The 13,164-nt window shown below is 72.6% G+C and carries 12 protein-coding genes; 6 read left to right on the plus strand and 6 right to left on the minus strand.

The window, feature by feature from the left end; translation table 11 throughout:
* The first annotated feature begins 37 nt into the window (after positions 1-37).
* The gene (locus tag BJ965_RS30240; protein ID WP_184912990.1) at positions 38-388 is read left to right on the plus strand and encodes a hypothetical protein; all 351 of its coding nucleotides are present in this window, start codon (positions 38-40) and stop codon (positions 386-388) included.
* A gap of 91 nt (positions 389-479) precedes the next feature.
* Here the strand turns inward: BJ965_RS30240 and BJ965_RS30245 are convergent, their stop codons facing one another.
* Positions 480-1,172 (minus strand): FadR/GntR family transcriptional regulator, encoded by a 693-nt coding sequence (locus BJ965_RS30245; protein ID WP_184912993.1) that lies wholly within the window; start codon positions 1,170-1,172, stop codon positions 480-482.
* Positions 1,173-1,242: 70 nt separating this feature from the next.
* Here BJ965_RS30245 and BJ965_RS30250 point away from each other — a divergent pair, with 70 nt between their 5' ends.
* From BJ965_RS30250 to BJ965_RS30260, 4 genes are all read left to right on the plus strand, one after another.
* Positions 1,243-2,577: a CynX/NimT family MFS transporter gene (locus BJ965_RS30250; RefSeq protein ID WP_184912995.1), complete on the plus strand. Its 1,335-nt coding sequence runs from the start codon at positions 1,243-1,245 to the stop codon at positions 2,575-2,577.
* Between the two features lie 66 nt (positions 2,578-2,643).
* A complete protein-coding gene (locus BJ965_RS39985; protein WP_097215821.1) occupies positions 2,644-2,760 on the plus strand; it encodes an SGM_5486 family transporter-associated protein in 117 nt (38 codons plus the stop codon).
* 164 nt (positions 2,761-2,924) lie between these two features.
* Positions 2,925-3,131: a hypothetical protein gene (locus BJ965_RS30255; protein WP_184912998.1), complete on the plus strand. Its 207-nt coding sequence runs from the start codon at positions 2,925-2,927 to the stop codon at positions 3,129-3,131.
* Positions 3,132-3,196: 65 nt separating this feature from the next.
* On the plus strand, positions 3,197-3,715 hold the full coding sequence (locus BJ965_RS30260; RefSeq protein WP_184913000.1) for a SixA phosphatase family protein: 519 nt from the start codon (positions 3,197-3,199) through the stop codon (positions 3,713-3,715).
* 63 nt (positions 3,716-3,778) lie between these two features.
* On the opposite strand, the gene serB is transcribed toward BJ965_RS30260, so the two are convergent.
* Both serB and BJ965_RS30270 read right to left on the minus strand, forming a co-directional pair.
* A complete protein-coding gene (serB, locus tag BJ965_RS30265; protein ID WP_184913002.1) occupies positions 3,779-5,005 on the minus strand; it encodes a phosphoserine phosphatase SerB in 1,227 nt (408 codons plus the stop codon).
* A 130-nt stretch (positions 5,006-5,135) separates the two neighbouring features.
* Entirely contained in the window at positions 5,136-7,430 is a 2,295-nt protein-coding gene (locus tag BJ965_RS30270) for a streptophobe family protein (protein WP_184913004.1), read from the minus strand.
* Between the two features lie 241 nt (positions 7,431-7,671).
* Between BJ965_RS30270 and BJ965_RS30275 the strand changes: the two genes are divergently transcribed.
* Complete coding sequence (locus tag BJ965_RS30275; RefSeq protein WP_184913007.1) at positions 7,672-10,209, plus strand: ABC transporter ATP-binding protein/permease; 2,538 nt, start codon at positions 7,672-7,674, stop codon at positions 10,207-10,209.
* Between the two features lie 97 nt (positions 10,210-10,306).
* Here BJ965_RS30275 and BJ965_RS30280 read toward each other — a convergent pair whose 3' ends face one another.
* The 3 genes from BJ965_RS30280 to BJ965_RS30290 form a co-directional block, all read right to left on the minus strand.
* Complete coding sequence (locus tag BJ965_RS30280) at positions 10,307-11,029, minus strand: transglycosylase SLT domain-containing protein (RefSeq protein ID WP_184913009.1); 723 nt, start codon at positions 11,027-11,029, stop codon at positions 10,307-10,309.
* A gap of 354 nt (positions 11,030-11,383) precedes the next feature.
* Positions 11,384-12,427 (minus strand): S-adenosylmethionine:tRNA ribosyltransferase-isomerase, encoded by a 1,044-nt coding sequence (locus tag BJ965_RS30285; protein ID WP_184913011.1) that lies wholly within the window; start codon positions 12,425-12,427, stop codon positions 11,384-11,386.
* Positions 12,424-13,119: an SDR family NAD(P)-dependent oxidoreductase gene (locus BJ965_RS30290; RefSeq protein WP_184913013.1), complete on the minus strand. Its 696-nt coding sequence runs from the start codon at positions 13,117-13,119 to the stop codon at positions 12,424-12,426. Before BJ965_RS30290 ends, BJ965_RS30285 begins: the two co-directional genes overlap by 4 nt.
* Positions 13,120-13,164: the final 45 nt, after the last annotated feature.

Here is a 13,164-nt window from a genome sequence, read left to right on the forward strand (position 1 = left end):
CCGAGCCCCTCCCCAGCACGGCCGAGGAGGTCCCCTTGTGCGCTTGTCCCGCCGCATGGCCTCACTGTCCGTCGCAGCCGCGCTCGTACTGACCCTGGCGTACGAGGCGGTGCCCCACGCGCGCGTGCCCGCCGACGACCACGCGTCGGCGGACCCCTTCGGTGCCGCGTGCCGGATCCGCGTGACCGGGTCCAGGGTGACCGTGTACTGCCACAACCCCTACCCGGAGCCCGACCGGGTGAGCCTGCACGTCGAGTGCGCTCGCTGGTGGGACATCGACACCGACAGCGCACCGGTCGAGGCCGGGCCCGCGCAGACCGTGCGGCTGACGGGGCGGTGCTGGAAAGAGGTCGGCGACGTGTGGATCAGTCACGGGCGGGAGCGCTGAGCGGGGCGGGCGGTGTCAGTCACCGGTGGGAGCGCTGGGCCGGGCGGGCGGTGTCAGTCACCGGTGGGAGCGCTGAGCCGGGCGGGCGGTGTCAATCACCGGCGGGAGCGCTGAGCCCGCCCGGCCGGCACAGGAACGGATAGCGGGCCGCCTCCGCGGCCGCCGTGTCGGCCTCGCCCGCGCGGATCGCCTCCAGCAGCCGCCCGTGGTCCATGTACGTCTCCGGTGTCAGCCTCTCGCCGACGTCCTCGCGCAGCCAGTCCCGCAGCACCTCGCCCAGGTCCGCGTACATGGCCGTCATCACGTCGTTGTGCGACGCGGACACCACGGCCAGGTGGAACGTGGCGTCCGCGGCCACGAACGCTTCCTTGTCACCCGACTCCCAGGCCTCCTCACGCCGCCGCAGCAGCGCGTCGAGCTGCCTGAGGTCCTTCTCCGTGCGCCGCTCGGCGGCCAGCCGGGCGGACGCCGACTCCAGCGTGGAGCGCAGCTCGGCGATGTGCCGGGGGTCGGCCTCGGCGAACCGCCGCTGCATCACCCCCGCCAGCTCGCTCGTCGCCACGACGTATGTGCCGGACCCCTGGCGGATGTCCAGCAGGCCGTTGTGCGACAGGGCGCGGACGGCCTCACGGACCGTGTTGCGGGCGACGCCCAGCTGCTCGACCAGTTCCGGCTCGGTCGGGATCCGGGAGCCGACCGGCCACTCGCCCGAGGTGATCTGGGCCCGCAGCGCTGCGATGACCTGCTCGGACAGGGCCGAGCGGCGGGGATGGCTCAGGGGCATGGCACACCTTCGCACGAGCGGGGCGCCCGGGGGCGGCCGGGGAGTGGACAGTCAATCATCCTATGATTCTATGATGGGTCTCATGCCTAGTGAGGAAACCCGGACGACGACACCCCCGACCGTACGCAGCTCGGCCGCGCACGACGCCGGGAAACCGGGCGGCGCGTCCGCACGCGCGTGGACGGTGCGACTGCTCGTCCTCGGCATCGTGCTGTCCGCGCTGAACCTCCGCCCCGCCATCACCAGCCTCGGCGCCCTCCTGGAGGAGGTCCGCGACGGGCTGGGCATGAGCGGCAGCGTGGCCGGGCTGCTCACCTCCGTGCCGCCGCTGTGCTTCGCCGTCTTCGGCGTCATGGCCCCGCGGCTCGCCCGCCGCTTCGGGGCCGGCGCCGTGGTGTGCGCCGGCATGGCCGCCATCGCCACCGGCCTGCTGATACGGCCGTACGCGGGCGGCACGGCCGGCTTCCTGGCGGGCAGCGCCCTGGCCCTCATGGGCATCGCGGTCAGCAACGTCCTGATGCCGGTCATCGTCAAGCACTGGTTCCCCGACCGCGTGGGGTCCATGACCGGCCTGTACTCCATGGCCCTCGCCCTCGGCACGGCCCTCGCGGCCGCGGTGACGGTCCCCCTGACCGACACCCTCGGCGGCAGCTGGCAGACCGGCCTGGCCCTGTGGGCGGGGCTCGCCGTGGCAGCCGTTCTGCCGTGGCTGCCCTTCGTGCGGGGGCGCGTCACGCCGCCCGGGGCGGGGGAGCGGGCCGCGGAGACAGCGAGCCGGGGCCCGGCCCCGACGGAGCACGCGCGCGTGGAGGCGCCCCGGCTGCGCATGGCCCGGAGCCGCACCGCATGGGCCCTGGCCGTCTTCTTCGGGCTCCAGGCCACTGCCGCCTACATCACGATGGGCTGGATGGCGCAGATCTTCCGGGACGCCGGTGTCCCCGCCGGCACCGCGGGCCTGCTGCTGGCGGTCACCATGGTGATGGGCGTGCCCCTGGCCTTCGTCATACCCCGCCTGGCCACCCGGCTGCCCCACCAGGGCCCGATCGTGCTCGCCCTGGGCGTCTGCGGCCTCGCCGGCTACGCCGGGCTGTACCTCGCACCCGCCGCCGGCGCCTGGGCCTGGGCCGTGCTGCTCGGCATCGCCAACTGCGCCTTCCCGCTCGCCCTGACCATGGTCGGCATGCGGGCCAGGACCGGCCCGGGCGTCGCCCAGCTGTCGGCGTTCGCGCAGAGCACCGGCTACCTCATCTCCATCCCCGGACCGCTCCTGGTGGGCGTCCTCTACCAGCACAGCGGCGGCTGGGGTCTGCCGATCGCGCTGATGAGCGCCCTGATGATCCCGCAGATGGCCGTCGGCTTCCTGGCCGGCCGCGACCGCACGGTGGAGGACGAGGCCGCCCGCTGAGCCCCCGCCCAGGACGGGAGTCACCCCGGGGCGCCCGGCGGGCACCGGGGGTGGGAGACTTGCCCCATGCCAGTGCTCGACCCGAATCCCCAGCACGGTCAGAAGAAGATGCTGCTCGTCTTCGGCGCCTTCTTCGCGATCTTCATCGTCATCGCCGTCATCGCGACCATCGCCTCGCCATGACCCGCCCGTACGCGGCCCGTGGTGGGGCTGGCCCCCTGTCCCCTAGGGGGTGAGGGTCAGGGTCAAGTGGGTGGATCACCGGATGGGTCGGCGGCCGAGGATTCCGTAGCTTCGAGTGTGTGACCGCGAGACGGTCACCGACCACTCGGAGAGCGGAGGCACCCATGTCGGCCCCTACGCCCACGCGGCCCCACCCGGCGACATCGGCCGGTGCCGCCGGCCGGCTGCCCTGGTGGGCTCTCGCGCTGCCCGTGCTCGCCTTCGCCGCACTGCTCGCCCTGATCCTGAACCCGTCCGATGCCCACGCGGCCACCGGCGACCCCGCGATCACCCGGCTCTTCGAGCGTGCACAGGAGCTCATGGCCCGCTGATCACGGCCGAAGCCCGTGGTCAACTCCCTGCGCCCCGTGGCGTGTTTCATGCGAAGCTGGATCTCATGAGCGTCGCAGAACCCCGCAGGATTGTCCTCTTCCGCCATGCGAAAGCCGACTGGCCACAGGTCGCGGACCATGAGCGTCCGCTCGCCGACCGGGGCCGAACGGAAGCGGCGGAGGCCGGGCGCAGGCTGACCGACACCGGTATCGCCTTCGACCTGGCCCTGTGCTCCACCGCGGTCCGGACCCGGGAGACCTGGAAGCTCGCGGTCCAGGAGTTCCCGCAGCGGCCGAAAACCGTCTACGAGGAGCGGATCTACGAGGCCTCACCGGGCGAGCTGATCGCCCTGCTCAACGAGACCCCCGACGACGTGCGGAACGTCCTCATGATCGGGCACAACCCGGGGATCCAGGGCCTCGCCGAGGTGCTGGCCGGCTCGGGCGAGGACGAGGCCCGGGAGCGGATGACCCGCCGCGGCTTCCCGGCCGCCGCCTTCGCCGTGCTGTCGTTCGGCAGCCCGTGGAAGAGCCTGGAGCCGGGCGCCGCCGAGCTGCGGGACTACTGGGCCCCGGCCGAGTGACGACTTCCGCGTGACAGGGCCCGGCGCCGGTGCGGCGCCGGGCCCTTCCCGACCGGTCCCGGTTCAGGAGATCTCGAGGGTGTCCGCCGCCTCGACCTCTTCGCGCGTGACGCCCAGCAGGTACAGGACCGTGTCGAGGAAGGGGAAGTTCACCGCGGCGTGCGCGGCCTCGCGCACCACCGGCTTGGCGTTGAAGGCGACACCGAGACCGGCCGCGTTCAGCATGTCCAGATCATTGGCACCGTCACCGATCGCCACGGTCTGCGACAACGGCACACCCGCCTCCGCGGCGAACCGGCGCAGCAGCCGGGCCTTGCCCGCACGGTCGACTATCTCGCCGGTGACCTTGCCCGTCAGCCTGCCGTCGACGATCTCCAGGGTATTGGCGTGGGCGAAGTCCAGCCCGAGCCGCTCCTTCAGATCGTCCGTGACCTGGGTGAAGCCGCCCGAGACGACACCGACCTGGTAGCCGAGACGCTTCAGCGTGCGGATCAGGGTGCGGGCGCCCGGCGTCAGCCGCACCTCGCTGCGCACCTTGTCCACGACCGAGGCGTCCAGCCCCTCCAGCAGCGCCACACGGGCGTGCAGGGACTGCTCGAAGTCCAGCTCCCCGCGCATCGCGGCCTGCGTCACCTCGGCGACCTTGTCCTCGCAGCCGGCGTGCGCGGCGAACAGCTCGATGACCTCGTCCTGGATCAGCGTCGAGTCGACGTCCATGACGACCAGTCGCTGCGCGCGCCGGTACAGGCCCGCGGCGACGACCGCCACGTCGATGCCGAGCCGCGCCGCGTCCGTCACCAGGGCGGTGCGAAGCGGCTCGGTCTCCACGCCGGAGACGGCGAACTCGACGGCGGTCACGGGGTACTTGGCGAGCCGGAAGATACGGTCGATGTTGCCGCCGGTCTTCGTGATCCGGGCGGCGATCGCGGCCGTCGCCTCCGCGGTGAGCGGGTGCCCGAGCACGGTGACCAGGGAGCGGCCCAGCCCGCGCGGGCGGTTGTCGCCGAGGCCGGAGATGATCTCCGCCTGCATCTTCATCGACTCGGCCCAGCTGTGGACCGTCGCCCGCAGATCGCCCTCCAGGCCGGGGGGCGGCTCGGTCACGAGCGCGCACAGCACCATCCGGCCACGGGTGACGACCTGCTCGATGTCGACGACGTCGACGGAGTAGGCGGCGAGGGTGTCGAAGAGGCCGGCGGTGATGCCCGGCCGGTCCTTGCCGAAGATCTTCACAAGGAGGGTGGGGACGTCGGCAGGGACGTCGGAAGACGAGGTCTGCGAAGCGCTCATGGTGGTTCCACCGTATCCGGCGGGCGGGGCACACCGCCCCCGAGGTCCGTCTGGCGGACAGCGAACACTGCATGTCGCGCCGCCCGGTGAACATTGCGTGCCGGTACGCCCCGCCCCGCGCCCTGGCTGGTCATTCCCCCCTACGCGGTTTCCGTGGCGGCGGGGGAGGAGGCGGCGGAGGCGGGGGCCCGTTCCCGTTCCCCGGCCCCGGTGCCTGCCGGGGACCACGCGGCGGCGGCCCGACCGGCCGTACGACGGTGGGGGCGCCGTAGACGTCGCCGGGGGCCGGGGGTTCGTCGTCCGCCGGTGTGTCGATGCCGGGCCCGGACGCGGCACCGGAAGGCCGTTCCGCCCCGGGAGGCCAGACGCCCTCCGGCTCTCGCAACCCGTCCGGCACCCGGAGGTACGGATTGGTACCCGGGTTGGGCGGCCGGTACGGCGTACCCGGCGTATACGGCCCGGCCTCCTCGCCTCGTCCGTCGTCCCGGGGCCCGGGCGCCCCGGCACCGCTCCCAGACTCCGCGCCGCCCCGCGACCGGGCGATGCCCTCCCCGGCCCTCGATCCGACCCCTGGCCGCGCCTGCCAGACGCCGCCGCCGTCTTCGGGTCCTGCGCCGGGCCCTGACGGGGCCTGCCCGCTGCCCTGGCCGCATCCCATCGGGCCTTGGCCGCTCCGGGTCTCGATCTGCCCAGCATCGGCCTCGCCCCCAGGCCACCCCGCACCACCCTCAGGCCAGGCTCCTTGCCCGCCGCCCCCGTACCCAGGCCTCCCGCCACCCGGCAGACCCCCCGTCCCACTGCCCTCGCTCCGGTACGCCGTCGCCCCAGCTCCCGGCAGACCCTCCGCCCCACCGGCCTCGCTCCGGTACGCCGTCGCCCCAGCTCCCGGCAGACCCTCCGCCCCACCGGCCTCGTTCCCGTACGCCGCCGACCCAGCTCCCGGCAGACCCCCCGTCCCACTGCCCCCGCCCCCGTACCCAGGCCCCCCGGCACCCACCAGACCCCCCGCCCCACCGGCCGGCGCCGGCACTCCCTCCCCCCGCGCCAACGCCGTAGCCCGGTGCCCCGCAGCCCCGAACCCCCACGCGAGCAGCGCCCCCGCCGCCCCGGCGCCGGCGCCCCACCCCGCGCCCAGCAGCAGGGCCGCGCCGGGGTGGCCGTGCAGGTCGATGCCCGCGCCGAAGGCGTCGATGCCGAGCACGGACAGGGACGCGGTCACGGAGGCGTCCGTCAGCCAGGCCAGCAGGGGCAGGGTGAGCGCGGTCGCGACCCCCAGTCGCAGCGCGCACCGGCCCGCGAAGCGCAGGGCACCGGGCCCTTCTCCCGCCGCACCGACCGGCGTACGGACCGCCGCCAGCACACCCGCCAGCAGCATCATCGAGGCCGCCGCCACCCCCAGCAGCCACACGCGCCCGTCCAGCTCGGCCAGCCGGCCCAGCGTCACCGGCCGGTCGGCCCCGGTGCCGAGCAGATCGTCGAGCGGATCCGGCAGGAACCGGGTCAGTTCGCCTGTCGCCCGCCCGTCCCAGGGCACGAACAGGCCGAGCGGCACCCCCAGCCACACGCCGTTCGGCGCCCCGAGCAGCGCCGCCCCGGCGATACGCCGGGGATGGTCGTCACCGAGCGCCGCGTACGCCGCCGCCGCGTACCCCGCCGCCACCGCCACCAGCAGCACGGTCACCACCGCCGACACGGCCGGCCGTACGACCCGGTGCACGGCCTCCCAGCCCCGCGGCAGCGGCGTACGGCGCGAGGCCATCAGAGCGATGACGAGGATGCCGATCGACCAGCCGAGCCCGCCCAGCAGCGTCGGTGCTGTGTCGACCGTGAAGCCGACCGCGGCCTGCGCGTCGACCAGGTCGCCGAGCCGGTCCGGCAGCAGCCCCCCGATGTCCCCGAGCCCCGGGACCTCGATGCCGCCGCCCCCGCCGGTCACGTCGTCCAGCCCCAGCGACCCCCCGTCGATGGTGATGACGTCGTGCCCCGCCCAGGCCAGCCCGCCCAGCATCACTACGAACAGCGCCACCACCGCCCCCGCCCGGGCGAGCAGTTCGGCCGGTGAGATCACAACTCCCGCCGCCCGCAAGGACCGCAGGAAGAACCAGGACAGCAGCAGCGCCCCGACCAGGCTCACCCCCAGTGGCGTGATCTCGATGGCCGTTTCCGCCTCCGCACCCGTGAGGCCGAACGCCGACACATCACCGGACGGCGTGACCGAACCACCCGCCCCGAGGGCCACCACCGCCGCGGTCATCGGCCCCGACGAGCCCGCCGCATCCGCCTCCAGCAGCCGCAGACCCAGCGCCGCCGTCCCCGCCATCCCGATCAACGCCCAGCTCACGGCGGCCACGGCGGACATCAGCACATCCCCCCACGGCACGCGCGTGTCGTCCCTCACCGACTCGACCCCTGCGGCAGCACTCATGGCAGACCCCCCGATCCGCTGCGCGACGGGAACACCACGCATGTCCCCCTCGCGTCGAAATACCACTCTCCGGCCCGGTTTCAACCCCGTCAACGGGATCGGCCGATGCGTCCGGACGCGGTCTTCACAAGGCCCGACTTTCGGTCAGAGGCCAGCTCCTGAAATAGTTCCCCCCGATGTTCGACATCCCTAGACTCCCCATGCCGGGGGTAAATCGGGGGACAACTCAGTGGGGCATGGAGTGCCGGAACTCGTACTGGAATCAAACGGACGTACCTGGACGCTCGATCCGTCCAGGGCATACACCCTCGGACGTGATCCGCAGGGAGACGTCGTCTTCGACGACGCCAGGGTCTCCTGGCGTCACGCCACGGTCAGCTTCAACGGCCGCAGTTGGGTCATCGAGGACCACGGCAGCACCAACGGCACGTTCGTGCAGGGGCAGCGCATCCATCAGATGGAGCTCGGCCCCGGCTCGGCCGTCAACCTGGGCAACGCGACCGACGGCCCGCGCCTGAACCTGTCCGGCGCCGCGGCCTCCGTCGCCACGCCGCAGGCCCGGCCCGAGCAGCAGCCGTACGCGGCGCAGGGCGCGAACCCCGGCTGGGGCCAGCAGGCTCCGGCCCAGCAGCCGCCGCACCAGCAGCCGCAGCAGCAGGCCCCCCAGGCCGGCTGGCAGCAGCCGCAGCAGCCCGCGGCGCACATCCCGCAGCAGCAGGGCATCGGCGGTGTCGCGGGGGCGCCGCCGGTCCACGGCGACCGCAGCCCGACCACGTTCCACCAGTTCTCCCTCGGCCGCGTGATGCGCATCGGCCGTGCCCTGGAGAACGAGCTGGTCGTCTCGGACCTCCAGGTCTCCCGGCACCACGCCGAGTTCCACGCCACGCCCGACGGCCGCATGGAGATCCGCGACCTCGGCTCCCACAACGGCACGTACGTCAACGGCCAGCCCATCACCAAGGGCGGCACGCAGCTGCTCGGCCCGACCGACGTCGTCGGCGTCGGCCACTCGACGTTCCGCATCGTCGGCGACCGGCTCGAGGAGTTCGTCGACACCGGTGAGGTGTCCTTCTCCGCCCGCCACCTGACCGTCACGGTCGACGGCGGCAAGCAGATCCTCAAGGACGTCTCCTTCGGCGTCCCGGAGAAGTCGCTGATCGCGGTCATCGGCCCGTCCGGCTCCGGCAAGTCGACCCTGCTCAAGGCGCTCACGGGCTACCGCCCCGCCAACCAGGGCGAGGTGCTGTACGACAACCGGAACCTCTACAAGCAGTTCGCCGAGCTGCGCCAGCGCATCGGTCTGGTCCCGCAGGACGACATCCTGCACAAGGAGCTGACCGTCAAGAAGGCCCTCAAGTACGCGGCCAAGCTGCGCTTTCCCGCCGACACCACCGGCGCCGAGCGCGAGGCCCGCATCGACGAGGTGCTGCGCGAGCTCAAGCTCGACATCCACAAGGACAAGAAGGTCACGTCCCTGTCCGGTGGCCAGCGCAAGCGCGTGTCGGTCGCCCTGGAGCTGCTCACCAAACCGTCGCTGATCTTCCTCGACGAGCCGACCTCCGGCCTCGACCCGGGCATGGACCGCGACGTCATGCAGCTGCTGCGCGGCCTGGCCGACGACGGCCGTACCGTCCTCGTCGTCACCCACTCGGTGGCCGAGCTGGCGATCTGCGACAAGCTGCTGGTGATGGCGCCGGGCGGCTCGGTCGCCTACTTCGGCCCGCCCGAGGAGGCGCTGAACTTCTTCGGCTACGACACCTGGGCCGATGTCTTCTCCGCCTTCGAGAACTACCGCGACTACGACTGGGCGGGCCGCTGGAAGGGCTCGCAGCACTACCAGATGTACGCCGCGGACATCGACGCCGTTGCGCCGCAGTCCGTACAGGTCCCGCGGATGCAGGCGATGAAGCCGCCGAAGCCGCAGGGCTGGGTGTCCCAGTTCGTCACGCTCGTCCGGCGATACGTCTCGGTGATCGCCTCGGACAAGGGCTTCCTCGCCCTGATGGTGATCCTGCCGGCCGTCCTCGGCGCGGTCAGCCTGCTCATCGACGCCGACAAGGGCCTGCTGCCCAACCCGGCCAACCCGCAGACCGGCCGCATCATCCCGAACGGCACGGCCACGACGGTCCTGCTGATCCTCGCGGTCGGCGCCTGCTTCGCGGGCGCGGCGAACTCGGTCCGAGAGCTGATCAAGGAACGCGTCATCTACGAGCGGGAGCGCGCCACCGGCCTCTCGCGTTCGGCGTACCTGATGTCCAAGGTGTTCGTGCTCGGCATGATCACCGTGCTCCAGGGCCTGCTCGTCGGTGTCATCGGGTTCTCCAGCCGGGAGATCCCCGAGGAGGGCCTGGTCTTCGGCAGTGCCACGCTCGTCGAGCTGTCCGTGCCGATCATGGCCCTGGGCTTCACCTCGATGATGTTCGGCCTGATCATCTCCTCGCTGGTGAAGACCGCCGAGAAGACCATGCCGCTGCTGGTGATGTTCGCCATCATCCAGGTCGTCTTCACGGGCTGCTTGTTCACGCTGCACGGATCGGTCGGCGTCAACCAGTTCTCGTTCCTGATGCCGTCGCGCTGGGCGGTCGCCGCCTCCGGCGCCACGCTGGACTTCAACAAGATCAGCCCCCCCGAGACGGCCGGCGACACCGACCCGCTGTGGGAGCACACGGTCGGGGCCTGGGCGATGGACATGGGCGCGCTGCTCGTCCTCGGCGTGATCTGCGGCTTCTTCGTGGCCCGCTTCCTGCGCCGCCACGAGCCCGAGGTCATGCGCAAGTAGTCACCACGCCACGACGCGACGCCCGAAGGGCGGCACCCCGACAGGAGGGTGCCGCCCTTCGGCGCTCGTACAGCTGTCTCAGAGGTCCGCGCCGACCTCAGTACGCGCTGTCGACGTTGTCCATGGAGCCGTACTTGTCGGCCGCGTAGTTGCAGGCGGCGGTGATGTTGGCTACCGGGTCGTAGATGTCCCAGGAGGTACCGGGGACGTGCCAGTGCTTGAAGGTCGGCGGGATGACCTGGAGCAGGCCCTTCGACGGTATGCCGTTGATGGCGTTGATGTCCCAGTTGTTGATCGCCTTCGGGTTGCCCGAGGACTCCCGCATGATGTTGCGGTGGATGCCGTCGTAGGACGCGGGGATGTCGTGCTTCTTCAGGATGGCGAGCGACTCGCGGATCCAGCCGTCGAGGTTGTTCGGGTAGCTGACGACCTTCTTGGCCTCGGCGCGCTTGGCGGCGCGGCTCGCGGCCTCCTTGGCCTGGCGCGCGGCCTCGGCCTTCTTCTTCGCCGCCTCGGCGGCGGCCTTCTTCTTGGCGGCGGCCGCGGCGTCGGCCTTCTTCTTCGCCGCGATCTGCTCGGCCTTCAGGCTGGCGCCGGCCATCTGGTCCGTGACGCTCGCCTTGACGTCCTTGATCTGCTGGTTGCTGTACGCCACCGCAGCCGGCTGAGCGGCCTCGGTCGTGGTCTTGGTCGAGGCGCCGCTCGGTACCGCGGAGACTCCGATGGCGACGGCGCCGAGGGTGGCGACACCGGCCATGGCGATCTTGTGGTGACGGGTCAGGCTTCGACTCTGAACACGGCTGAAGATGTTCTTGGGCATGCTGCGTGGACCTCTTCGAATAGCGCGGGAGTCGCTCGGCGTCCGGCGTTGGACTCGGTGTGTTTCCGACACAAACGCCGCGGAGGTGAACCCACGGCGCTGAGCGACGTCGCCAATTCTTAGCGGCCGCAAAATGGCGTGGCAAAGGTGTGACGTACGAAGGAAGATAGTGGATCAGGGAGGGGTGAATCGGGGCAGATTGGACTATCCGCGCCGCTCAAAAGGGGCGAGTTTGTCTCCTACGTCCGTTCGTACGTGACGTGGGTCCTATGCGAGGGCTCACACCGCCCCTAGATCAGTCTCACGCGCAGTTGCACAAGCGATGCTCTGTGTGAGGCCCTTTCAGGGGTGCGCTCAGGGCAGTACGAGGTGCACGTCCCCGAACTCGTGCCACAGATAGCGCCCTTGCAGCGCGGCCTCGTACCCCCGCTCGACCGCCACCCGCCCCGCGACCGCCTCCAGCATCAGCAGGTGCGACGCCTGCGGCTCGTGCAGCCCGGTCAGCAGCCCGTCCACCACCCGCACCCCACGCTCCGGCGTCACGACGAGCTCCGTCCATCCCGCACACGCGCGTACGGCCCCGTCGGCGCCGACCGCCGACTCCACGGCTCGCACCGCCGTCGTCCCCACCGCCACCACCCGGCCCCCACCGGCCCTGGTGGCGTCGATCAGCCGCGCCGACGCCTCCGGCACCGCGAAACGCTCCGGATACGGCGGCTCGTGCGCCTCCGCCGAGGCCACCCCCGTGTGCAGCGTGACCGGCGCGAACAGCACCCCCCGGCTCACCAGCTCCGTCACCAGCCGGGCCGTGAAGGGCCGCGCCGCGCTCGGCATCTCCGCACTGCCCGTCCCGTCCGCCGACGGCAGCGCGAACACCGTCTGGTGGACGGACAGCGGCTGGTCCCGCTCCGTATAGGCGTAGCGAATGGGCCGCCCGTACTCCCGCAGCAGCCCCGGCACCCCCGGCCCGGACACCCGCGCCCACCACAGCCGCTCACCCCGCCCGCTCAGCGGCTCCTCCAGAACCAGCCCCACGCCTCCCGGCAGCCGCACCTCCCTCCCCGCGGGCCCACCCTCACGCGCGCGCGTGGTCCCCCGCCCGTCGGGCTCCCGCAGCTCCACCGCCCAGCGGCCGTCGTCCCCGCGCGTGGAGAAGTGCACCACCACGCGCGCGTGCCCGGTCCACCCGTCCACGGCCGCCGCCAGCGTCGCCGAGGTGTTGACCACGAGCAGATCCCCGGCCCGCAGCAGCAGCGGCAGCTCCCGGAACGTGTGGTGCGCCACTTCGGCACCCCGCGACACCAGCATCCGTACGGCGTCCCGCTCCAGCCCCGGCCCCCGCTGCTCGACCGGCACCCGGGCCGACAGCTCCTCCGGCACACGCACGGCCAGGGTCATCGGGCTCCGTCCAGCAGCGCCGGTGCCCCGTACCGCCCGCTCGCCGGACGCTCGTCCAGCAGCCTCAGGAACCCCGGCACGACAGCCGCCGGCTCCGGCCGCGGCTCCCGGTCCCCCGGTACGGCCGCCGCGTACAGGTCCGTGGCCATGTCCCCGGGATCCACCGCCCAGACCCGCAGCCCCGGCTCCTCCACGGCGAGCACGGCCGCCAGCTGGTCCAGGGCAGCCTTGGACGCCCCGTAACCGCCCCAGGTCTCGTACGCCTCGACGGCCGCGTCCGAGCTGACCGTGAGGACGGCGCCCGCCCGCGAGGCCCGCAGCAGCGGCAGCGCCTCCTGGACCAGGCCCAGCCCCGCCACCAGGTTCACCTCCAGCGCCCGGCGCAACCCCTCCAGGGGCAGCTCCTCCAGCCTGACCAGCGGCTCGGCACCCAGGGCACTGGCGTTGTGCACCAGCAGGTCCAGGCCGCCCAGCCGCCAGGCCGCCGCCACCAGCTCCGCCCGGTGCCGGGCGTCCGTGACGTCCCCGGGCAGGGCGGACACCCGCGTGCCCTGCGCGGACACCGCCTCCGCCGCCGCCAGCGCCTGTGCCCCCCTGGCGTCGAGCACCAGGTCCCAGCCCCGCCCGGCCAGGGCCCGGGCCAGCGCCCGCCCCAGCCCCTTCGAGGCCCCGGTGATGATCGCAACCGGCATGATCCGCTCCCTCGTCGTGATCGCGTGCCCTCAACCTAGGAACGG

The sequence above is a fragment of the Streptomyces luteogriseus genome (assembly GCF_014205055.1).
In the GTDB taxonomy this organism is placed as follows: Bacteria; Actinomycetota; Actinomycetes; order Streptomycetales; family Streptomycetaceae; genus Streptomyces; species Streptomyces luteogriseus.

Coding starts and splice junctions, on each gene's coding strand:
- BJ965_RS30250 (WP_184912995.1), top strand. CDS start 1,243: ATGATGGGTCTCATGCCTAGTGAGGAAACCCGGACGACGACACCCCCG.
- BJ965_RS30255 (WP_184912998.1), top strand. CDS start 2,925: ATGTCGGCCCCTACGCCCACGCGGCCCCACCCGGCGACATCGGCCGGT.
- BJ965_RS30270 (WP_184913004.1), bottom strand. CDS start 7,430: ATGAGTGCTGCCGCAGGGGTCGAGTCGGTGAGGGACGACACGCGCGTG.
- BJ965_RS30285 (WP_184913011.1), bottom strand. CDS start 12,427: ATGACCCTGGCCGTGCGTGTGCCGGAGGAGCTGTCGGCCCGGGTGCCG.
- BJ965_RS30290 (WP_184913013.1), bottom strand. CDS start 13,119: ATGCCGGTTGCGATCATCACCGGGGCCTCGAAGGGGCTGGGGCGGGCG.
- BJ965_RS30245 (WP_184912993.1), bottom strand. CDS start 1,172: ATGCCCCTGAGCCATCCCCGCCGCTCGGCCCTGTCCGAGCAGGTCATC.
- serB (WP_184913002.1), bottom strand. CDS start 5,005: ATGAGCGCTTCGCAGACCTCGTCTTCCGACGTCCCTGCCGACGTCCCC.
- BJ965_RS30260 (WP_184913000.1), top strand. CDS start 3,197: ATGAGCGTCGCAGAACCCCGCAGGATTGTCCTCTTCCGCCATGCGAAA.
- BJ965_RS39985 (WP_097215821.1), top strand. CDS start 2,644: ATGCCAGTGCTCGACCCGAATCCCCAGCACGGTCAGAAGAAGATGCTG.
- BJ965_RS30280 (WP_184913009.1), bottom strand. CDS start 11,029: ATGCCCAAGAACATCTTCAGCCGTGTTCAGAGTCGAAGCCTGACCCGT.